General features: G+C 59.3%; 19 protein-coding genes. 10 read left to right on the top strand and 9 right to left on the bottom strand.

Features of this window, described 5'->3' with window-relative positions; translation table 11 throughout:
- From QRN20_RS11660 to fdhA, 5 genes are all read left to right on the top strand, one after another.
- Window positions 1-297 (top strand): sarcosine oxidase subunit delta, encoded by a 297-nt coding sequence (locus QRN20_RS11660; RefSeq protein WP_004880192.1) that lies wholly within the window; start codon window positions 1-3, stop codon window positions 295-297.
- A complete protein-coding gene (locus QRN20_RS11655; protein ID WP_285360395.1) occupies window positions 294-3,314 on the top strand; it encodes a sarcosine oxidase subunit alpha in 3,021 nt (1,006 codons plus the stop codon). The genes QRN20_RS11660 and QRN20_RS11655 overlap by 4 nt, the downstream gene beginning before the upstream one ends.
- A gap of 90 nt (window positions 3,315-3,404) precedes the next feature.
- Entirely contained in the window at window positions 3,405-4,037 is a 633-nt protein-coding gene (locus QRN20_RS11650) for a sarcosine oxidase subunit gamma (protein WP_029244122.1), read from the top strand.
- A gap of 71 nt (window positions 4,038-4,108) precedes the next feature.
- Complete coding sequence (gene purU, locus QRN20_RS11645; RefSeq protein ID WP_029244121.1) at window positions 4,109-4,966, top strand: formyltetrahydrofolate deformylase; 858 nt, start codon at window positions 4,109-4,111, stop codon at window positions 4,964-4,966.
- Window positions 4,967-5,102: 136 nt separating this feature from the next.
- On the top strand, window positions 5,103-6,302 hold the full coding sequence (gene fdhA / locus QRN20_RS11640; RefSeq protein ID WP_004880185.1) for a formaldehyde dehydrogenase, glutathione-independent: 1,200 nt from the start codon (window positions 5,103-5,105) through the stop codon (window positions 6,300-6,302).
- Between the two features lie 223 nt (window positions 6,303-6,525).
- Here fdhA and QRN20_RS11635 read toward each other — a convergent pair whose 3' ends face one another.
- Together QRN20_RS11635 and QRN20_RS11630 are read right to left on the bottom strand one after the other, a co-directional pair.
- Window positions 6,526-7,593, bottom strand: a complete 1,068-nt coding sequence (locus tag QRN20_RS11635) for an RHS repeat-associated core domain-containing protein (protein ID WP_063625664.1) — start codon at window positions 7,591-7,593, stop codon at window positions 6,526-6,528.
- 104 nt (window positions 7,594-7,697) lie between these two features.
- Window positions 7,698-8,765 (bottom strand): RHS repeat-associated core domain-containing protein, encoded by a 1,068-nt coding sequence (locus tag QRN20_RS11630; RefSeq protein ID WP_058430641.1) that lies wholly within the window; start codon window positions 8,763-8,765, stop codon window positions 7,698-7,700.
- Between the two features lie 237 nt (window positions 8,766-9,002).
- Here QRN20_RS11630 and QRN20_RS11625 point away from each other — a divergent pair, with 237 nt between their 5' ends.
- Window positions 9,003-9,569, top strand: a complete 567-nt coding sequence (locus QRN20_RS11625) for a DUF2780 domain-containing protein (RefSeq protein WP_058430640.1) — start codon at window positions 9,003-9,005, stop codon at window positions 9,567-9,569.
- Here the strand turns inward: QRN20_RS11625 and QRN20_RS11620 are convergent.
- Window positions 9,563-10,630: an RHS repeat-associated core domain-containing protein gene (locus tag QRN20_RS11620; RefSeq protein ID WP_122413386.1), complete on the bottom strand. Its 1,068-nt coding sequence runs from the start codon at window positions 10,628-10,630 to the stop codon at window positions 9,563-9,565. The two genes, QRN20_RS11625 and QRN20_RS11620, sit on opposite strands and share 7 nt — an antisense overlap.
- 73 nt (window positions 10,631-10,703) lie before the next feature.
- Window positions 10,704-11,597 carry a 1-acylglycerol-3-phosphate O-acyltransferase, YihG family gene (gene yihG / locus QRN20_RS11615; RefSeq protein WP_122413385.1) on the bottom strand — a complete coding sequence of 298 codons (894 nt, stop codon included), beginning with the start codon at window positions 11,595-11,597 and terminating at the stop codon, window positions 10,704-10,706.
- Between the two features lie 192 nt (window positions 11,598-11,789).
- On the opposite strand from yihG, the gene rloA2 reads away from it, so the two are divergent.
- The 4 genes from rloA2 to creD all read left to right on the top strand — a co-directional run bounded on the left by rloA2 (window position 11,790) and on the right by creD (window position 16,359).
- Entirely contained in the window at window positions 11,790-12,293 is a 504-nt protein-coding gene (gene rloA2 / locus QRN20_RS11610; protein ID WP_004880177.1) for a retropepsin-like aspartic peptidase RloA2, read from the top strand.
- A gap of 59 nt (window positions 12,294-12,352) precedes the next feature.
- The gene (creB, locus tag QRN20_RS11605) at window positions 12,353-13,033 is read left to right on the top strand and encodes a two-component system response regulator CreB (protein ID WP_096768535.1); all 681 of its coding nucleotides are present in this window, start codon (window positions 12,353-12,355) and stop codon (window positions 13,031-13,033) included.
- Window positions 13,033-14,463 (top strand): two-component system sensor histidine kinase CreC, encoded by a 1,431-nt coding sequence (gene creC / locus QRN20_RS11600; protein ID WP_029244117.1) that lies wholly within the window; start codon window positions 13,033-13,035, stop codon window positions 14,461-14,463. Before creB ends, creC begins: the two co-directional genes overlap by 1 nt.
- A gap of 519 nt (window positions 14,464-14,982) precedes the next feature.
- Window positions 14,983-16,359, top strand: a complete 1,377-nt coding sequence (creD, locus tag QRN20_RS11595) for a cell envelope integrity protein CreD (protein WP_122413383.1) — start codon at window positions 14,983-14,985, stop codon at window positions 16,357-16,359.
- A gap of 116 nt (window positions 16,360-16,475) precedes the next feature.
- Here creD and QRN20_RS11590 read toward each other — a convergent pair whose 3' ends face one another.
- From QRN20_RS11590 to QRN20_RS11570, 5 genes are all read right to left on the bottom strand, one after another.
- Window positions 16,476-17,105, bottom strand: coding sequence for a glutathione S-transferase family protein (locus tag QRN20_RS11590; protein WP_163000493.1), 630 nt, complete (start codon window positions 17,103-17,105; stop codon window positions 16,476-16,478).
- A 113-nt stretch (window positions 17,106-17,218) separates the two neighbouring features.
- Window positions 17,219-17,398: a hypothetical protein gene (locus QRN20_RS11585; RefSeq protein ID WP_029244114.1), complete on the bottom strand. Its 180-nt coding sequence runs from the start codon at window positions 17,396-17,398 to the stop codon at window positions 17,219-17,221.
- The gene (locus QRN20_RS11580) at window positions 17,395-18,528 is read right to left on the bottom strand and encodes a PepSY-associated TM helix domain-containing protein (protein ID WP_029244113.1); all 1,134 of its coding nucleotides are present in this window, start codon (window positions 18,526-18,528) and stop codon (window positions 17,395-17,397) included. The genes QRN20_RS11585 and QRN20_RS11580 overlap by 4 nt, the downstream gene beginning before the upstream one ends.
- A 99-nt stretch (window positions 18,529-18,627) precedes the next feature.
- The gene (locus tag QRN20_RS11575; RefSeq protein ID WP_122413382.1) at window positions 18,628-19,611 is read right to left on the bottom strand and encodes a FecR domain-containing protein; all 984 of its coding nucleotides are present in this window, start codon (window positions 19,609-19,611) and stop codon (window positions 18,628-18,630) included.
- The gene (locus QRN20_RS11570) at window positions 19,608-20,126 is read right to left on the bottom strand and encodes an RNA polymerase sigma factor (protein ID WP_122413381.1); all 519 of its coding nucleotides are present in this window, start codon (window positions 20,124-20,126) and stop codon (window positions 19,608-19,610) included. Before QRN20_RS11570 ends, QRN20_RS11575 begins: the two co-directional genes overlap by 4 nt.
- Window positions 20,127-20,341 lie beyond the last annotated feature (215 nt).

The following is a 20,341-nucleotide window of genomic DNA, read 5'->3' as shown; positions in this document are numbered from 1 at the left end:
ATGCTGCATATCTTCTGTCCTCACTGTGGCGAACTGCGCTCCGAAGAGGAATTCCACGCATCGGGCCAGGCGCACATTCCGCGTCCGCTCGATCCGGGCGCCTGCACCGACGAGCAGTGGGGCGATTACATGTTCTTTCGCGATAACCCGCGAGGCCTGCACCACGAGCTGTGGATTCACGCTGCCGGTTGCCGCCAGTACTTCAACGCCACGCGCAACACCGTGACCTACGAAATTCTCGAAACCTATCCGATTGGCGCCAGGCCGCAGTTCACGGACAAGGGAGACAAGGTATGAGCCAGAGCAATCGACTGCCCAACGGCGGCCGTATCAACCGTAGCAAGGTGCTGAATTTCACCTTCAACGGTCAGACCTACCAAGGCTTTGAAGGCGACTCCCTGGCGTCGGCACTGCTGGCAAACGGCGTTGATATCATCGGCCGAAGCTTCAAGTATTCGCGTCCACGCGGCATCTTCGCAGCGGGTTCCGAAGAACCGAACGCCGTGTTGCAGATCGGCGCGACCGAAGCCACGCAGATCCCCAACGTGCGTGCTACGCAGCAAGCCCTGTATTCGGGCTTGGTCGCGACCAGCACCAACGGCTGGCCGAGCGTGAACAACGATGTGATGGGCATTCTCGGCAAGGTCGGCGGCAAGCTGATGCCGCCGGGCTTCTATTACAAGACGTTCATGTACCCGCAGTCCTTCTGGATGACGTACGAAAAGTACATCCGCAAGGCGGCAGGTCTGGGGCGCTCGCCGACCGAGAACGATCCGGACAGCTACGATGCGATGAACCAGCACTGCGACGTGCTGATTGTCGGCGCAGGCCCTGCAGGTCTGGCGGCGGCACTGGCAGCGGCGCGCAGCGGTGCCCGCGTGATTCTGGCCGATGAGCAGGAAGAGTTTGGCGGCAGCCTGCTCGACAGCCGCGAAAGCCTGGATGGCAAGCCGGCCATTGAATGGGTGGCCACTGTCATTGCCGAGCTGAAAAGCCTGCGCAACGTGACCCTGCTGCCTCGTGCCACGGTCAACGGCTATCACGATCACAACTTCCTGACCATTCATGAGCGCCTGACCGATCACCTCGGCGACCGTGCGCCCATCGGCATGGTGCGTCAGCGCATGCACCGTGTGCGCGCCAAACGTGTGGTGCTGGCGACCGGTACTCACGAGCGTCCATTGGTCTACGGCAACAACGATGTGCCAGGCAACATGCTGGCCGGCGCCGTTTCCACCTACGTTCGCCGTTACGGCGTGGCGCCGGGCAAGAAGCTCGTACTGTCCACCAACAACGATCATGCCTATCGCGTTGCACTGGACTGGCTCGACGCCAGCCTGCCAGTCGTCGCGATTGCCGATGCGCGTCACAATCCGCGCGGTCCGCTGGTGGAAGAGGCACGTGCCAAAGGCATCCGCATCCTGACCGGCAGCGCCGTGATCGAAGCCCGTGGCACCAAGCGCGTGACGGCTGCACGTGTCGCCGCCATCGACATCAAATCACACAGCGTGACCAGCCCCGGCGAATGGCTGGAATGCGATCTGGTCGCCAGCTCCGGTGGTTACAGCCCGATCGTTCACTTGGCATCACACCTGGGCGGCAAGCCGGTCTGGCGTGAAGATATTCTTGGTTTCGTACCGGGCGAGGCACCGCAGAAGCGTGTCTGCGTAGGTGGCGTAAAAGGGGTTTACAGCCTGGCGGACAGCCTGGCCGACGGTTTCGAAGGGGGGGTACGCGCAGCCAGCGAAGCCGGTTTCAAGCTGGTCGAAGGCGTCATGCCCAAGGCCCTCAGCCGTGCAGAAGAGCCGACCCTTGCGCTGTTTCAGGTGCCACACGAAAAGGGCACTGCCCGTGCGCCGAAGCAATTCGTCGACCTGCAGAACGACGTCACCGCTGCGGCCATCGAACTGGCGACCCGTGAGGGCTTCGAGTCGGTCGAGCACGTCAAGCGTTACACCGCACTGGGCTTCGGCACCGATCAGGGCAAGCTCGGCAACGTGAACGGTCTGGCCATTGCGGCGCGCTCGCTGAACGTGTCGATCCCGGAAATGGGCACCACCATGTTCCGCCCCAACTACACGCCGGTGACCTTCGGCGCGATTGCCGGTCGGCATTGCGGCCACGTTTTCGAGCCGGTGCGTTTCACAGCGTTGCATGCGTGGCATGTGCGCAACGGTGCCGAATTCGAAGACGTCGGTCAGTGGAAACGTCCGTGGTACTTCCCGAAAAACGGTGAAGACATGCACGCTGCGGTCGCCCGCGAGTGCAAGGCCGTGCGCGCCAGCGTGGGTCTGCTGGACGCCTCGACACTGGGCAAGATCGACATTCAGGGGCCCGATGCCCGTGAGTTCCTGAACCGCATCTACACCAACGCCTGGACCAAACTGGACGTGGGCAAGGCGCGCTACGGCCTGATGTGCAAGGAAGACGGCATGGTCTTCGATGACGGCGTAACGGCCTGCATCGCCGACAACCACTTCCTGATGACCACCACCACCGGCGGCGCTGCACGCGTTCTGCAATGGCTGGAAATCTATCAACAGACCGAATGGCCGGACCTGAAGGTGTACTTCACCTCCGTGACCGACCACTGGGCTACCCTGACGCTGTCCGGCCCCAACAGCCGCAAGCTGCTCAGCGAAGTCACCGACATCGATCTGGGCCGCGAAGCCTTCCCGTTCATGACCTGGAAAGAAGGTCTGGTCGCAGGTGTTCCGGCTCGGGTGTTCCGTATTTCCTTCACCGGCGAGCTGTCCTACGAGGTCAACGTTCAGGCCGACTACGCGATGGGCGTGCTGGAGAAGATCATCGAGGCGGGCAAGCAGTACAACCTGACGCCTTACGGCACCGAGACCATGCACGTGCTGCGGGCCGAGAAGGGCTTCATCATTGTCGGCCAGGACACGGACGGCTCGATGACCCCGGATGACCTGAACATGGGCTGGTGTGTCGGGCGTACCAAACCGTTTTCGTGGATGGGCTGGCGCGGCATGAACCGCGAAGATTGCGTGCGTGAGCAGCGCAAGCAACTGGTCGGCCTCAAGCCGGTCGACCCGAATCAATGGCTGCCGGAAGGTGCGCAACTGGTGTTCGACACAAAGCAAGCGATTCCGATGAGCATGGTCGGTCACGTGACCTCCAGCTATGCGCACAACTCGCTGGGTTATTCGTTTGCAATGGGCGTGGTCAAGGGCGGTCTGAGCCGCATGGGCGAGCGGGTGTTCGCACCGTTGGCCGATGGCAGCGTGATCGAGGCCGAGATCGTTTCGTCGGTGTTCTTCGATCCGAAGGGCGAGCAGCAGAACGTGGAGTAAACGCGTGACCTGATCGTTCCCACGCCGAGCGTGGGAACGATCGGTGAGCTAACCGCGTTTCGGTACAACAGAATTCAGAGCAGGTGATCCATGACCACAGTCAATGTTTACCCACAACGCCCGACCTCCGACGTGAAGGCCGAGTCGCCGCTGTTTCATGCCAGCCTGGAAACACTTGTCGGCAAGGGCCGCGCCAGTCCAGGCGTGTTCCTGCGCGAGAAGAAGCTGCTGGGCCACCTGACCCTGCGGGGTGATGCCCACGATCCAGCGTTTGCCGCTGGCGTACACAAGGCGCTCGGCATGGAATTGCCCGCCGCACTGATGCTGGTCACCAGCGGTGAACGCTCGTTGCAGTGGATGGGCCCGGACGAGTGGCTGCTGATCGTGCCGAGCGGCGAAGAACTCGCTGCGGAGCAACAACTGCGCGAAGCATTGGCGGGCTTGCACATCGCAATCGTCAACGTCAGCGGCGGCCAGTCGATTCTTGAACTGACCGGCCCCAAGGTTCTTCAGGTCCTGATGAAATCCACCAGCTACGACGTTCACCCCGACAACTTTCCAGTGGGCAAGGCCGTCGGGACGGTGTTTGCCAAGTCGCAACTGGTGATCCGTCGTACAGGTGAAGACACCTGGGAGCTGCTGATCCGCCGCAGCTTTGCCGATTACTGGTGGCTGTGGCTGCAGGATGCGTCAGCCGAGTATGGTTTGAGTATTCAGGCTTGAAGTGAGTGGTGTCTGATGCAGCGTCTTCGCGAAGACCTGACAGGCGATAAGGATTCAGGAGTATTCGCTTAATGAGTCGTGCCCCCGATACATGGATTTTGACTGCCGACTGCCCCAGCGTCCTGGGTACGGTCGATGCCGTAACCCGCTTTCTGTTCGAGCAGGGTTGCTACGTGACCGAGCACCATTCGTTCGATGATCGCCTGTCGGGACGCTTTTTCATTCGTGTCGAATTTCGCCAGCCCGAGGGTTTCGACGAAGAAGGTTTTCGCGCAGGCCTGGCCGAGCGGGGCAGCGCATTTGGCATGATCTTCGAGCTGACCGCGCCCAACTATCGACCCAAGGTCGTGATCATGGTCTCCAAGGCCGATCACTGCCTGAATGATTTGCTCTACCGCCAGCGCATCAATCAGTTGTCCATGGACGTGGTCGCGGTGGTGTCCAATCACCCCGATCTTGAGCCTTTGGCAGCGTGGCACGGTATTGCGTACTACCATTTCCCCCTCGACCCCAACGACAAGCCTGCACAGGAGGCCAAGGTCTGGAAGGTCATTGAAGAGTCCGGTGCCGAACTGGTGATCCTTGCCCGCTACATGCAAGTGCTGTCACCGGACCTGTGTCGCAAGCTCGATGGCAAGGCGATCAATATTCACCACTCGCTGCTGCCCGGTTTCAAAGGCGCCAAGCCGTACCATCAGGCCTACAACAAGGGCGTGAAACTGGTGGGTGCAACGGCGCATTACATCAACAACGACCTGGACGAAGGCCCCATCATCGCGCAGGGCGTGGAAGTGGTCGATCACAGTCACTATCCCGAAGACCTGATTGCCAAGGGCCGGGACATCGAAGGGCTGACACTGGCTCGCGCGGTGGGGTATCACATTGAACGGCGAGTGTTTCTGAACGCCAACAGAACGGTGGTTTTGTAGGGCTTCACAACACAATCACCTTCATGGTTTCTCGGCAGTACGACACAAGCAACCCAGAGCAATCGGTGCGTTGCCGCAACACCCAATCAAAGCAGCGCATTTCTCCGCTACAACACAATAAAAGCGAGGTGAAAGCATGTCTGGTAATCGCGGTGTAGTGTATCTCGGCGCTGGCAAGGTCGAAGTGCAAAGCATTCCTTTCCCCAAAATGGAAGACCCACGCGGCAAGCGCATCGAACACGGTGTGATTCTGCGCGTGGTGTCCACCAACATCTGCGGCTCGGACCAACACATGGTTCGTGGCCGTACCACTGCCCAGACCGGGCTGGTCCTCGGTCACGAAATCACTGGTGAAGTGCTCGAAGCCGGTCGTGATGTGGAACACCTGAAAGTCGGCGATCTGGTGTCCGTGCCGTTCAACGTGGCGTGCGGCCGCTGCCGTAGCTGCAAGGAGCAGCACACAGGTGTCTGCCTGACCGTAAACCCCGCCCGCGCTGGCGGTGCCTACGGTTATGTCGACATGGGCGACTGGGTCGGCGGTCAGGCGGAATACGTACTGGTGCCTTACGCTGACTTCAACCTGCTCAAACTGCCGGATCGCGATGCTGCGATGGAAAAGATCCGCGACCTGACTTGCCTCTCCGACATTCTGCCCACCGGCTACCATGGCGCAGTAACTGCAGGCGTCGGCCCCGGCAGTACTGTGTACGTAGCGGGTGCCGGGCCGGTCGGTCTGGCAGCGGCTGCTTCAGCGCGTCTGCTGGGCGCTGCGGTGGTGATCGTCGGCGACGTCAACCCGACCCGTCTGGTTCACGCCAAGGCTCAGGGCTTCGAAATCGCCGACCTGTCCCAGGACACGCCGCTGCACGAACAGATCGCCGCGCTGCTGGGTGAGCCTGAAGTGGATTGCGCCATCGATGCCGTGGGCTTCGAAGCGCGTGGCCACGGCCATGCCGGTGCGCAGTCCGAAGCACCGGCCACCGTGCTCAACTCGCTGATGGGCGTGGTGCGCGTTGCAGGCAAGATCGGTATTCCAGGTCTGTACGTCACAGAAGATCCAGGCGCCGTGGACGCGGCCGCGAAAATGGGCAGCCTGAGCATCCGCTTCGGCCTGGGCTGGGCCAAATCCCACAGCTTCCACACGGGCCAGACGCCTGTCATGAAGTACAACCGTCAACTCATGCAAGCCATCATGTGGGACCGCATCAAGATCGCTGACGTGGTGGGCGTCGAAGTCATCAGTCTCGATGACGCGCCGCGTGGCTATGGCGAGTTCGATGCGGGTGTGCCGAAGAAGTTTGTGATCGATCCGCATAAGTTGTTCAGTGCGGCGTGATCGTGACGGGTGGGCGGCTGATGCCGCCCACCTCAGAGGGTGCACTTCGAGTTATCGCGTATGGGTTTTGCGCACGCGCCCATGTAACAAAAAAACCGATGAATGTTGTCAGGGCTGCTCAACGTCTTGCCTTTTTTACTAATCTATCGGCAAGGCCTTGTGGATAGACAACACCTTTTCCTTGCGCAGTAATAATGGCCCATTCAGCGCTGTGAAGGTTTCCTTACAGGTAGGAATGCCAGACGGGTTCATAGGCGAAATCTCTATAAAGGCCACTCCCTTGGCGGAAGGTGTTTCTTTTAACGATGTCTCTGAGTGTATTGCCGTCAGAGAGTGCGTTGTCAATATCATAGACACTGTCGTAGATGACTTTCCCTTTGTAGCCTTTCACCGGCAGTCTGGTGAGTTCGGATAGTTGTGCCGCAAATGAATTTGCACCGCCGTTGGCAGAGTGACAGACGACAAGGTGAATGGTCTCATACCCATCCAGACTTCTTTTGTTTTCCTTGATTTTATGATTAAGAAGATCTGGGGAAACTTTTCCTTTACCCATGCTCAATTGTGGATGTCCTTCTGATTCCAGCGGAATGCCGTGGGCGTGAACCAACAGTTCCCGCTGTCCTTTTTTCGTCACGTTATCGTAGACATTGAGGCTTTTTCCCAGATTGACGTGATTACTCAGTTTCAAACCCTTCATTGTTGATGGGAATTCCTGAAGCTGAGGACGTTTATATCTGAGCCCCATTCGTCGCAGGAGTCTAAAAAATAAGGACCCATGGCCGCTGGGATCGACCCGGTTGATCGGATCTCCAACGCAGTATGCATACGCATTCAGACCACCCTCACCAAACGGACTCAAACTGTCCGGGCTGTTGAACCTCATCAACACTGGATTGAACGCACGGTAGCCGTTGCCCAGCACGTAGTGCCCGGTAATGGAATCTGCCTGCTGGCCCGTAAAGCCCGGAAGCGTCAGAGGGTTGGCTTGTGGATGTCGATGACCGTACGGTGTAAAGGCAAACCCTGCGCGGGGTGTTTCAATGACCGAGTCCTGCCGGTCGGTTGCCAGCAAGATGCGCTCCGAACTCTGAGCCCCTATGTGCTGAAATGCCAATAAATGCTCGTCAGCGTGCAGCAGCGTATACCGGACCTGATCCTGTATCTGGGTGGTCAGACGGTTCTTCTGATAGAAATGCTGCAGTGTGGTTTGGTTTGCAGGTTCGCTGCTGGCAAGGCGATCCAGGGCGTCATATTGATAACGGCAAAGCAGGGTATGGGCGAGGGTGGTCATTGGGTTTACCTTTCTTGGCGCAAGTCATTCAGGATCAAGGTGGGATTGGAATGTGCCCTGCTCATCTCGCTTTCAGGACAGTCAGGTTGACTCTGCATTCCGAGCTAACGCCTAGGGGAGAATTCAATAATTTCACTCGCGTTTTGAGGTCTTAAAATCATATGTTTTCGATGTGAATAATACTGGCTTATCTTTTTTTCGAAGGTGTTTGGATACCGTTTTCTGATCTCTTCGACTACCATGCCGACCCGCTTAAAACTTCGATTGTCGGCGACGTCGGCGGTGAAACCTGTTACAGATCTGCCCGTAATCTGTGCAAGATCATCGGCAAACGACGTCTTTCCACTTGCGGAATAACAGGAAATCAATCGAATACGGTCATAGGAAGGAAGGTCATATCCTTTTTTAGTAAGTGCGTCGTTAACTTGTTGTGCGGACCATTTTTTTTGGTTGACGACCAGCTTGGAGGGTGCGTCAGCTGACGCTCGGTGTCCGTGAGCAGATATATTCAATCGTGACTGTCCGTGAACGCTGTCTTCGAATGTATAAGCCTCTTCTCCCAGTATCTTGAAGTTCTTCATCTTCGAGCTTGTTGTGAACGAAGACCCTTTGAAAGGTCTTGGAATGCGTAGCAACCACCTGAGAAAAGCAGGCGCATGCCCTTCGATGTCTATCCAATTAACGGGATCTCCCACGCAATATGCATAGGCATTCAAACCGCCATCACCAAATGGACTCAAGTTGTCCGGGCTGTTGAGCCGCATCAAGCTCGGGTTGAACGCTCTGTAGCCGTTGCCCAGCAGATAGTGCCCGGTAATGGGATCTACCTGCTGACCTGTGAAGCCCGGCAGATTCAAGGGGGCGGCCAACGGGCGGCGATGACCATATGGCGTATACGAAATAACGGACTGGGGCGTTGCAATGACTGAGCTCTGCTGGTCCGTCGCGAGCAATTCGCAATCCGACCCCTCATCATGCTTTCGTTGAAACGCCAGCAAATGCTCATCGGCGTGCAGCAGGCTGTGTCGGGTTGGCCCCTGTATCTGCGTTGACAGGCGATCTCTCTGATAAAAACGCCACAGGGTGGCTTGGCCCCCGGGTTCGCTGCTGACCATGCGATCCAGAGCGTCGTAGCGATAACTGCAGCGTGTCTCCCCTGCAATGTGAGCCATTGCATTCACCTTCTCAGCGTAAGCCATTCATGGTTGAGTCTGTGTCCGGTTGAGTGAGCTGCCTAGCTATCAGAACTGCCAGGCGGAGCATCGGGCGCCTCTGCTGCTCCGACGTCAGGGTAGGAAATAACACTTATCCTCTGCACCCCACCGGGAACAAGCTACCGCTCCTCCAGTCAAATCGTCTGTTTTACCGCCCACTATCGGGCGGTTCAGGTTTTTGATGAGGTTGACCGAATGAAAACTGCGCGCGTGATGGCACTGGCAACATTGATGGGCCTGGCAGCAAGCCCGGTGTTTGCCTTCAACCTGAATGACGCAGCGAATGCGGTTTCCAATGCAACAGGCGGTAATCAGAAAGCGACCGCTGCGCCCGAAGCCGCTGGCCTGCTCAACGCGCTGGGTTCTCAGCTCAACGTGACCCCGGAACAAGCGGTAGGAGGGACAGGCGCATTGCTGGGGTTGGCCAAAAACAAACTGGCCGGCAATGATTATTCGCAACTGGCTAAATCGGTCCCCGGTCTGGAGCAGTTGTCCGGTACTTCGGCGCTCGACAGCCTGGGCGGCGCAAACGGCCTTGGCAAGCTGCTGGGCGGAAGCAAGGCAGGCGACAATTCGATGCTCAACAATGCCTTGGGCAACGTGCAAAGCATGGGCGACGTGAACAACGCGTTCAAGGCGCTGGGCATGGACAGCAGCATGGTCAGCCAGTTTGTCCCGGTGATTTTGCAGTACCTGGGTCAACAAGGTGCGGGCGGTTCTGCGTTGCAGAGTCTGAGTGGCGTATGGGGCGCGGGTCACTGATGGGCACTATCAACTTGTCTTACTGACTGATTCTTCTGACTCAACAACGCCTCGCCGGTTATGTACGGCTTCTTATCTGCGGTGCCAGAGGTCAATGCTCCAAGCAGGTTGAATGCCAGGCCGATCAAAGGCGTTGTGCTTCCCCCTCGTGCGCGTACCATGCTGGCCCATTTCAAGGCCGCTTCGACGTGTGCGGCCGTATTGCTCAACTGGCCTGCATGCACCTGTACGGCCAGGTCCGCGTAATATTTTGCATGGGGCAAGCTGAGGTCGGTGTCGCCGTGACTGGCTAAGTTAAGATTGACTGAGGCAAGTTTCTGGACGAAAGGCGCCTCCTTGTCTAAGTTTTTGAGCCTGTTGTGGAGGTACTTTCTGGTTTCAGGCATTGGCTCTGGCGAGGTTGTATTCCGGCTCAGGGCTCTGGCTACGGTTCGAGCGAAGCCCTCCTCGGCGATCATGCTGGGTCTTCTTGCTCGGGGACTGATGACCGTTTTCAGTCGCACAGTGGCCATGCCTGTCATGCCCGGTATCGAATAGTGCCCCGTTGGGTCTGTGTAGTTGACGGGGTCGCCCTTGCAGTAGGCATAGGCGCTGAGACCGCCATCACCGAAAGGGCTTAGGGTATCGGGGCTGTTGAAGCGCATCAGTATCGGATTGAAGGCACGTGCACCATTACCCAGTTGATAATGACCTGTGATCGGGTCGGGTGCCTGGCCTGTGTAACCCGGCAGGTAAGGCGGGTTCTTTGGTGTAGAGGTTCCGTAGGGAGAATAGGCGAAGGCCTCGCGCTGCCGAAGGCTGACACTGTGAAGCACCGAGTTCGACTGATCCGTGCCCAGCAGATGAACGCGATGCTCGTGCATATCCTTCTCTGACGCGGCCAGCAGTCGATGTTCGGACCGGAGGAAGGTAAGTCCCACCAGGCCCCTCAGCTCGCTGACCAGAACGTCATCCTGATAAAACTGCCTGACGCTCTCCTGATCAACGGGCATGCAAGCAGCAAGGCGATCCGTTGCGTCATAGGCGTAAAGGCCTGACGCCGTGGTGCGAGTCGGCAGCATGAGAAAATCCTTTTTCCATGTTGACTCAGCTTCGTTCAGCCGCGGCGAGCCGTCTACCTGTCGAAACTGCCAGTCAGTGCTGTGCGGCCTCCAGCCTCAACGCCGCAATCCGTGCATCCTTCTCGATCCACAATTGGTTGACCCAGCCCTGGATTTTCTCGCGAAACACAGGATCGTTCTCGTAGTCGCCCTGCCACAGCGCGGGGTCCATGGGGCGCGTTCTGATGTCCACGATCACTTTCGGCACGCGCCCACAAAGCATGTCCCAGAAGCCTGGAATGCCGGAGCCGGGATACACGACCGTCACGTCCAGAATCGCATCCAGTTGTTCACCCATCGCTGCCAGCACGAACGCGACGCCACCGGCCTTCGGCTTGAGCAGGCTGGTGTAGGGCGAGGTCTGTGTCGCATGCTTGGCAGGGGTGAAACGTGTGCCCTCCAGATAATTGACGATGGTCACGGGCTGGCGCTTGAACAGTTCACAGGCCTCCTTGGTGATTTCCAGGTCCTTGCCCTTGAGTTCGGGGTTCTTTGCCAGAAACGCCTTGGTGTAGCGCTTCATGAACGGGTAATCCAGCCCCCACCAGGCCAGACCCAGCAACGGCACCCAGATCAGTTCCTTTTTCAGGAAAAACTTGAAGAACGGCGTACGCCGGTTGAGTGCCTGAATCAACGCAGGGATATCGACCCAGGACTGATGGTTGCTGATCACCAGATACGAGGTGTCAGCGCGCAGGCCTTCGTCGCCACGGATATCCCACTGTGTCGGGACGCACGCTGCGAAGATGAGTTTGTCGATCTCGGCCCAGGTTTCGGCAATCCACATGACCGCATGCGAGCAGCGGTCACGCATTCGGCCTTTGAACAGCAGCTTGAGCAGAGCAAAAACCAGTAATGGACCAATCAATACGAGTGTGTTGATCAGCAGGAGCGTGGCGACTAAACAGCCGGTAAGCACACGGCGCATAAGAGACTCTTGGGCGTTCTGGGGCGCCAATGATAAAGATCATCGCGTTTCCCGCCAATTACACAGGTACTTACAAATGTTTCATGTGCGGGGGATTATGCTCACAAAACCCCGAGCTGCCGAACCAACGGCGGGTTCGCTGTCTAAAACCGGGCGCCAATCAGGCGTTGTCCATTGAGAGGAATCCTGAACGTGAAACCGATTCTGGCGCTGTTGTCCCTGCTCGCTCTGCCTGTCATGGCAGCCGAACCGACGCTGTATGGTCGTTACGAGAACATCAAGGTGGTGGATGTCGGCCAGACCTTCAAGGCCAAGATGGACACCGGTGCGCTGACCGCTTCGCTGTCGGCCAGGGACATTGAGCTGTTCAAGCGCGATGGCGATGACTGGGTTCGTTTCCGTCTGGCCACCAAGGACGCCGACAGCAAGGTTTACGAGCACAAGGTTTCGCGGATCAGCAAGATCAAGGGCCGCTCCGAAGGCGATGACGAAGACGATGAAGTGATCGATCCGACCAAGCGTCCGGTCGTGGATATGGAACTGTGCCTGGGCAACAAGAAGCGTACCGTCGAGGTCAATCTGGTGGATCGCAGTCACTTCAACTATCCACTGCTGATCGGTGCCAAGGCGCTTCGCGAGTTTGACGCAGCCGTCAATCCGGCACGCCGTTATACCGCTGACAAACCCGATTGCTGATTGACGCAGAGGGCTGAAATCGCGCAACGTTTCGCCCTCTCTCCCAGCGCTCGGATGCCATGCCTCACATACTGATTGTCGAAGACGAAGCCGCGATTGCCGATACGCTGGTCTATGCGCTGCAAAGCGAGGGTTTCACTACGTCATGGCTCAGCCTGGGGCAGGATGCCGTCAACCATCAGCGCGCATCGCCTGCCGACCTGATCATTCTGGACATCGGCCTGCCGGACATCACTGGTTTCGAGACGTGCAAGCAACTGCGGCGCTTCAGCGAAGTGCCTGTGATGTTCCTGAGTGCGCGTGATGGCGAAATCGACCGGGTTGTGGGGCTCGAGATCGGGGCTGATGACTACGTTGTCAAACCGTTCAGCCCGCGAGAAGTGGCGGCGCGAGTCCGGGCGATTCTCAAGCGTATGCAGCCGCGTACTGCACCTGTCTCGGAAAATCAGCCATTCACGGTCGATCTTGAGCGTTTCCAGATCAGCTACCGTGCCCAATCCTTGAGCCTGACCCGTCACGAATTCCGGCTGCTGCAATGCCTGCTGGCTCAGCCCGAGCGGGTCTTCAGCCGCGAGCAGTTGCTCGATGCGATGGGCGTGGCGGCAGATGCCGGTTATGAGCGCAGCATCGACAGCCATATCAAGAGCGTGCGTGCCAAGCTGCGTGTCGTGGCGGCCGATGCCGAGCCGATCCAGACCCATCGTGGGCTGGGTTACAGTTTCAGTCCAGGCCACAGCTGATGCCGTTGAGCATCCGGATCTTTCTGGTCTATGCGGTGTTCATCGCGTTGACGGGTTACTTCGTGCTCAGCACGGTGATGAAGGAAGTGCGCCCCGGCGTGCGTCAGTCCACCGAAGAAACCCTGGTCGACACGGCGAATCTGCTGGCCGAAATTCTTCATGACAATGTAAGGGACGGCACCCTTGATCAAAGCCGCCTGCCGGACGCGCTACAGGCTTACGGTCTGAGACAGCCCGGCGCGACCATCTGGGGCTTGCCCAAGAATCAGGTCAACAACCGTATCTACGTGACCGACGCCAACGGTATCGTCCTGCTTGATTCCAGCGGGCAGGCGGTGGGTCAGGACTATTCACGCTGGAACGACGTCTACCTGACCCTGCGCGGCGAGTACGGCGCGCGTTCGACCCGCAGCGACCTTGACGATCCGAATTCGTCGGTCATGCACGTCGGTGCGCCGATTCGTGACAACGGCAGGATCATTGGCGTGGTCACCGTCGCCAAGCCCAACAGCTCGTTGCAACCCTATGTCGACCGTGCCGAGCGCCGATTGCTCTGGTATGGCGGTGGCCTGATGGTATTGGGCCTGTTGCTGGGCGGGTTGTTCTCGTGGTGGCTGGGTTCGGCCTTGCGACGTCTGACCGGCTACGCCCAGGCGGTCAGCGAAGGACGCCGCGCCGAACTGCCGCATTATCGAGGTGGCGAGCTTGAGCAACTGTCTGCGGCGGTCGAGCACATGCGCACGCAGCTGGAAGGTAAAGCCTATGTCGAACGCTACGTGCATACGCTGACCCACGAACTGAAAAGCCCGCTGGCAGCGATTCGCGGCGCTGCCGAGCTGTTGCAGGATGAGATGCCCCACGAACAGCGACAGCGTTTCGTCAGCAATATCGAGGGCGAAAGTGCGCGATTGCAGCAGCTTATCGAGCGTCTGCTCAACCTGGCGATGGTCGAGCAACGCCAGGGCCTGGAAGAACGGGTTCCCGTTGCGCTGGCGGAGCTGATCGATGAACTGTTGGCTGCCAGAAGTACCCGCGTCGAGCGGCAGGCATTACGCATCGACATCCATATTGATCCCGGTCTGCAACTGCTGGGCGAACGCTTTCTGCTGAGTCAGGCGCTGGCGAACCTGATCGATAACGCGCTGGACTTCACTCCCGTCGATGGCAGGCTTAGTCTGATGGCCAAGCCTGAGGGTGAGCGGATCCGCTTCACGCTCTACAACGACGCCGCCCCGATTCCCGACTACGCCTTGCCACGCCTGAGTGAGCGCTTCTACTCCCTGCCGCGCCCGGACAGCGGCCGAAAAAGCACCGGGCTCGGCCTGAATTTCGTGGAAGAAGTGGTGCAGTTGCATGCAGGGGAAATGCACATCGGGAATGTCGAGGGCGGGGTCGAGGTGAGGTTGTTGCTGCCGTGTGGCATCCAGTAAAACCCTCTAATAACCTGCGCCTCTTATCAAACACTCTGTAATTTATTGAAATGCACGTAAGTCTGCTTCTGCCCGGAGGGCGTGGGAACTCTCGGAGGTTACGACGGCAGCGATGGGCTGCGCAGCGGCCCCAGGTTGTATCTGACACACCGCGTGTGTCAGTGCTGCTGCCGGTTCCGGGCAGATCGCCGGCAAGCCGCCTCTTATCAAAAAACCTGTAACCCACTGAAGGAACTCGATTTTGTGGGAGCGGACTTGTCCGCGAATACTGTATTTCAGGCGATGAATATTCGTCGGATGTACTGGCCTTTTCGCGGACAAGTCCGCTCCCACTGAGTTTGCTGCGCGACAGCGCGACAGCGCTACGTCGAAGACGTGGTGGGGCCTCCCACAGTCCGGTGTTTGCTGCGAGACCAGCTCAGACAGGTTGAAGCGTCACCACACAATCTCCACACAACGCCCATCCTGCCTCCACATGCCCATTCCAGACTCTCTCCATCGAAAAACAGGGAGAGCCCCATGAACCGAAATCTGGCTGTAAAACTGGGCACCATCGCGTTTCTGATCATTCTGCTGCTGATTCCATTGTTGATGATCGGCAGCCTGATCACGGATCGGCAGTTGCAGCGCGATGGGGTGCTGGACGATATCGCGCGCAGCTCAAGCTTCAGTCAGCGCCTGACCGGCCCGCTGCTGGTCGTGCCGTATCGCAAGAACATCCGTCTCTGGAAGACCAACGCGCAAACCGAAGAGCGTTACCTTGAAACCGCTTCCCAGCGCGGCTACCTGTACTTTCTGCCGGAGCGTTTCGAGCTGGATGGCAAGGTGCAGACCGAACTGCGTTCGCGAGGTATCTACGAGGCGCGTCTTTATCATGCCGATAACCACATCAGCGGCCAGTTCGTATTGCCCGAGCAGTTAGGCGTGACAGATGACTTTACCGACTACACCTTCGAGAAGCCTTACCTGGCGCTGGGCATCAGCGATATTCGGGGTATCGAAAGCTCGCCGAAACTGCAGATGAACGGGCAGACGCTGGACCTGCTGCCGGGATCGCGGGTCGAGTGGCTGGGCGAAGGGGTGAGCGCCAACCTGCCGATGCTGGACGGTCGCGAGCAGGTCACGCTGGATTTCGCATTCGATCTGCGCCTGCAGGGCACCGGTCAGTTCGAGGTCGCGCCGGTGGGCAAGTCCAGTCGCGTGCAGCTGAATGCGGACTGGCCGCACCCGAGTTTCATCGGCAATTACCTGCCGACCCAGCGCGAGATCACCGATAAGGGGTTCAGTGCCGCATGGCAGGCCTCGTTCTTTTCCACCAATCTGGAAGACGCACTCAGCCGCTGCCTGACCGCGCAGACCTGCGAGGACTTCAAGAGCCGAAGTTTCGGTGTAAGTTTTGTCGATCCGGTGGATCAGTACCTCAAGAGCGATCGGGCGATCAAATACGCGCTGCTGTTCATCGCACTGACGTTTGCCGGATTCTTTCTGTTCGAAGTGCTGAAAAGCATGGCCGTACACCCGGTTCAATACGCACTGGTGGGCGCGGCGCTGGCGTTGTTCTACCTGATGCTGCTGTCGCTGTCCGAGCATCTGGGTTTTGCCATGGCCTACGTGCTGTCGGCGAGCGCCTGTGTGTGTCTGATCGGTTTCTATGTCAGTCACGTGCTACGCAGCGTGCTTCACGGGGCGGGTTTTGCAGCGGGTCTGAGCGCGTTGTATGGGTTGCTGTACGGACTGCTGAGTGCCGAGGACTACGCGTTGCTGATGGGCGCCTTGCTGCTGTTCGGCCTGTTGAGTGTGTTCATGGTGCTGACCCGCAAGCTGGACTGGTATGGCATTGCGATCAGTCGTCCGAGCCAGCCGCTCGATGCGGCTCTGGAGCCCCGTCATGAGTAAGTGGCTCGGTTTGCGCGAGGATCAGGCCAGGGCGCGCTGTCTGATCTGCATGATCATCGGTCAGTTACCGGAGCCGCCACGATCCCGTGCATGCCCCGGCAATCGATCACGCAGCCTCAGACCGGTGGCTGAGTCGCCAGCATCGAAGGTCGCTGGCTGACTTCCAGGTACCAGTTGGCCAGACGAGGATAGGCACCGCGCCAGCGCAGGTCAGGCTGGCGGAAGTCCAGATACCCCAGAGCGGCCGCGACGCTGATGGACGCCACATCGAATGACGAGCTGAGTTCAGTGATGGCGTCCTGCTCAAGATAGGTGAGCGTGCGTTCGATCTTCGCCTGCTGATTCTCCAGCCACAGATCCCAGTGCTTCTCGGCAGGGCGCAGGGCGGTTTCATAGCGGATCAGGACGGCGGCATCGAGTATGGCATCGGCCAGCGAGGCGATGGTCAGTCGTCTCCAGCGTGCCGAGCCGTCGCGCGGGATCAGCGGATTGCCGACATGTTGATGGTCCAGATAGTCAAGGATGACCCGGCTGTCGTGGATCACATTGCCGTCGGCCAGGCGCAGCGCCGGAAGCTTGCCGGCCGGGTTGTCGCCGTTGAGCTCGTCAGACGGATTGACGGGTGTCAGCACCGTGGGATGCAAGTGCACGCGGTCAACCTGACCGGTTTCATGAAGCATCACCACCACCTTGCGGGCGAAGGGAGAGGCCGCGTTGAAATACAACGTCATCTGGGGGGCAGACATGGGTGTTCCTCGACTGAGACAGGTCCCTAGACTAGTCAGCGAGTGGTGGGACTGCAATCGGGTTGAGTGGATTGGCGTTGAGCAAGCTTGATTTCAAGTCCGCATCCGCTCTCTCAGTGTCGCACCAGCAATCCTCGGATACTCAACCCCGCAGCTATCCCCATGCCTGCCCACGCCAGCGTGTCCCACCAGCCATCGCCCAGCAGCGCCGCAAACAGACCTGCGCCTGTCAGCATTGCGATCCATGCGGGTTTGGCGAAGGTTTTCCAGAACCGGGACGGCTTGCCACTCATTGCGTCACCTGCGCCTGGGTCGCGCTCACTGTTCGGGCGGCGCGGCGTCTGACCCACCACAGGTAAACGCCGCTGCCGAGCACAATGATGGTCAGCACATCCAGTGCCGCCCAAAGAATCTTCATCGGCATGCCGCCGTAGTCACCGAAGTGCAGCGGTTGCGACATGCCCAGTGCGTCCATATACCACGGCCGTTCGACCACGGCGGTGACTTGCAGGGTCTGGGCATCGATCAATACCGGCGTCGCCAGGTGCGCGGTCAGGTGTGTGTTGCCCTTGAGAAAGACCGCGTAGTGATGCTCGCTGGAGAAGCGCGTGCCGGGGAAGGCGATGAAGTCGGCCTGCATGCCGGGCGCGGCGGATTCGGCGATTTCCAGCAGGCGTGTGGCCGGGGCGCGTTGCGTCAGCGGTGGTGCGTCGCGATAGGGCGCGATCATGGTTGCCAGCGCGTCATTGCGCCACGAAGCAATCAACAGGTCGGCACAGGCACTGATCACGCCCGTGACGCCCACCACCAGCGCCCATGTGAGGGTCACGACGCCGATCAGGTTATGCAGGTCGAGCCAGCGGGTCCGGGTGGACTTGCTCGCCCGGACCGTGCCGAACTCCAGCTTGCGCATGAACGGTGAATACAGGACCGTCCCGGACACAATCGCCACCACGAACAGCAATCCCATGAAGGCCAGCAGCAGCTTGCCCGGCAGTTCGGCGTACATGTCCACGTGCAGGCGCAGCATGACCATCATGAAGCCGCCGTTGGCCGACGGCATTTCCAACGCTTCGCCAGTACGGGCATCCAGCGCGAAGGTGTGGGACGAGTTGGGCTCGGTTCCGGCCGTTGCCGCCGTGATGGCCATCACGCCATTGGGGTCTTCGTCATCCCAGCCGAAATACTGCATCACCTCACCGGGACGATGCGCTTCAGCAGCCTTCGCCAGCTGCTCCAGATTCAAGTGAGGCGTGTCCGCAGGCATCTCCCTGTACTGCGGCGCATCGCCCAGCAAGTGATCGATCTCGTGGTGAAAGATCAGCGGCAGACCGGTAATGGCCAGCATCAACAGGAACAGTGTGCAGATCAGGCTGCTCCAGGTATGGACGACAGACCAGCGACGCACGGTTTGGCTTTTCATGGGGTATCCACAGGCGAAAGGGCAGGGCTCGTTAAGGCTGAGCCGCATGAAACCTGAAAAGTGTCAGCACAGAGCAAGGTCGAGGCCCGCCGCTGTGTTTCAGAGTTTTGCCGCAGCGGTGTCATTCCTTGGCAGGACCGTGACCCACCAGGGCGTATGTTCTTCGATCCGAACCGGCAACGCAGGCAGCAACGCCTTGAGCGCCAGGTCGGTATCGGTCAGCGGAAAACTTCCGGTGATGCGCAGGTCGGCCACCTGCGGGTCGACGCCCAGATGCCCGGCTCGATAACGACCCAACTCCGCCAGCATGTCCTGCAGGCGAGCGTTGTCCACCACCAGCATGCCGCGGGTCCACGCGTCCGCCCCCATTGGCAGGGCCAGCAGCGGACCCAGGCCGTCACGGGTCAAGCGGATCTGCTGGCCTTCACGCAGGATCTGCTCCTGAGGAAGATCACGCGCGTTGGCGGCGACCGCCGATTGCAGCACGCTGAGCAGCGTGCCGTCGGCGTCGCGCCTGACCAGAAAACGCGTGCCGAGCGCGCGCATATTGCCGTCCGGTGTTTCCACGATGAAGGGCCGGGGATCGTCATGATCGCCGGTCTGCACCAGTATCTCGCCGTCCTGCAGGATCACTCGACGCTGATTCGCATCGAAGCGCACATCAATTGCGCTGTGGGTGTTGAGGCGAATGACGGTGTTGTCGGCCAGACGCACATCGCGCTGTTCGCCGGTCGCGGTGCGCTGATCGGCGAGCCAGTAGTCGAGCGCGAGGTAACGGTCAGCGGTGAACAGCGCCAGACCGCAGGCCAGAAACACCCCCGCCAGACCGCCACCGAGCTTGCGCAGACTGCGCCGCAGGGTGCCGGGCGATTGTTGCAAGGCCTTGCGCGCCGGACCTGATGGCACGGTAAAACGCTGGTTGAGCATGCCCAGCTGGCTCCAGGCACGGGCGTGTTCTTCATCGGCCGCCAGCCAGCGGGCGAACTCGGCCCGCTCGGCATCGTTGCCGCTGGTCGAATCCAGATTCAGTTGCCACTCGATGGCTGCATCCAGCACGCGCGCCGATACCGGACTGGCGTTCATGTCGGCGTGCCATACAGCGCTGCATAGCACTGACGTATGGCCTGGGCCAGATACTGCCTGACCCGCGACACCGAGACGCCCAGCCTTTCGGCAATTTCGCCATGACTCATGCCGTCCAGACGGCTATACAAAAAGGCCGCACGCGCCTTGCTCGACAAGGTGGCCAGCAGGCGATCGATCGTTTTCAGGTCTTCCAGAATCAGCAATTGCTCTTCGGGAGAGGGTTGTTCGGCTTCCGGGACTTGCATCAGTTCACACAGATACGCCTGTTCCAGCGCGGCACGGCGGAAATGATCGAACATCAGGCCCTTCGCAACCGTCGCCAGAAACGCTCGCGGCTCTCTGGGTGCCTCCAGTTCATCACGCCCCAGCAAGCGTACGAAGGTGTCCTGGCTCAGATCCTGCGCTCGCTGCGGGCAGGCAATGTTGCGCCGAAGCCAGCCCAGCAGCCAGCTGCGGTGATCGCGATACAACGCTCCAACGATCTCGCTATGAGGGCTTGGGACTGACGACACGAACGGCCTCGATGAGAAGAATCTAACTAAAGAGAATCATTCGCGATTGTGACAGGGCGCGTAGGTAGTGGCAATTGGCGTCTGTCGGCTGAGGGGAGACATTCGGCTGCCTGAGCGTTTCTACGCTCCAGCGCTCATCGTCATACACAAATCGGCCTCGACACTGATCGTGCCCATCGCTCCGCGTGGGCATGCATCCCGTGACGCTCCGCGTC

It is taken from the genome of Pseudomonas sp. fls2-241-TYG-175 (assembly GCF_030209155.1).
Classification (GTDB): domain Bacteria; phylum Pseudomonadota; class Gammaproteobacteria; order Pseudomonadales; family Pseudomonadaceae; genus Aquipseudomonas; species Aquipseudomonas viridiflava.
The sequence above is the reverse complement of the archived record's forward strand: the minus strand, read 5'-3'. Positions and strand labels throughout refer to the sequence as shown.

Excerpts from the sequence above, each read along its gene's own strand:
- fdhA (WP_004880185.1), top strand. The coding sequence starts at position 5,103 with ATGTCTGGTAATCGCGGTGTAGTGTATCTCGGCGCTGGCAAGGTCGAA.
- QRN20_RS11660 (WP_004880192.1), top strand. The coding sequence starts at position 1 with ATGCTGCATATCTTCTGTCCTCACTGTGGCGAACTGCGCTCCGAAGAG.
- QRN20_RS11575 (WP_122413382.1), bottom strand. The coding sequence starts at position 19,611 with ATGAACGCCAGTCCGGTATCGGCGCGCGTGCTGGATGCAGCCATCGAG.
- QRN20_RS11590 (WP_163000493.1), bottom strand. The coding sequence starts at position 17,105 with ATGTCTGCCCCCCAGATGACGTTGTATTTCAACGCGGCCTCTCCCTTC.
- QRN20_RS11585 (WP_029244114.1), bottom strand. The coding sequence starts at position 17,398 with ATGAGTGGCAAGCCGTCCCGGTTCTGGAAAACCTTCGCCAAACCCGCA.
- QRN20_RS11650 (WP_029244122.1), top strand. The coding sequence starts at position 3,405 with ATGACCACAGTCAATGTTTACCCACAACGCCCGACCTCCGACGTGAAG.
- QRN20_RS11620 (WP_122413386.1), bottom strand. The coding sequence starts at position 10,630 with ATGCTGCCGACTCGCACCACGGCGTCAGGCCTTTACGCCTATGACGCA.
- QRN20_RS11635 (WP_063625664.1), bottom strand. The coding sequence starts at position 7,593 with ATGACCACCCTCGCCCATACCCTGCTTTGCCGTTATCAATATGACGCC.
- creC (WP_029244117.1), top strand. The coding sequence starts at position 13,033 with ATGCCGTTGAGCATCCGGATCTTTCTGGTCTATGCGGTGTTCATCGCG.
- yihG (WP_122413385.1), bottom strand. The coding sequence starts at position 11,597 with ATGCGCCGTGTGCTTACCGGCTGTTTAGTCGCCACGCTCCTGCTGATC.
- creD (WP_122413383.1), top strand. The coding sequence starts at position 14,983 with ATGAACCGAAATCTGGCTGTAAAACTGGGCACCATCGCGTTTCTGATC.
- QRN20_RS11655 (WP_285360395.1), top strand. The coding sequence starts at position 294 with ATGAGCCAGAGCAATCGACTGCCCAACGGCGGCCGTATCAACCGTAGC.
- QRN20_RS11625 (WP_058430640.1), top strand. The coding sequence starts at position 9,003 with ATGAAAACTGCGCGCGTGATGGCACTGGCAACATTGATGGGCCTGGCA.
- creB (WP_096768535.1), top strand. The coding sequence starts at position 12,353 with ATGCCTCACATACTGATTGTCGAAGACGAAGCCGCGATTGCCGATACG.
- QRN20_RS11630 (WP_058430641.1), bottom strand. The coding sequence starts at position 8,765 with ATGGCTCACATTGCAGGGGAGACACGCTGCAGTTATCGCTACGACGCT.
- purU (WP_029244121.1), top strand. The coding sequence starts at position 4,109 with ATGAGTCGTGCCCCCGATACATGGATTTTGACTGCCGACTGCCCCAGC.
- QRN20_RS11580 (WP_029244113.1), bottom strand. The coding sequence starts at position 18,528 with ATGAAAAGCCAAACCGTGCGTCGCTGGTCTGTCGTCCATACCTGGAGC.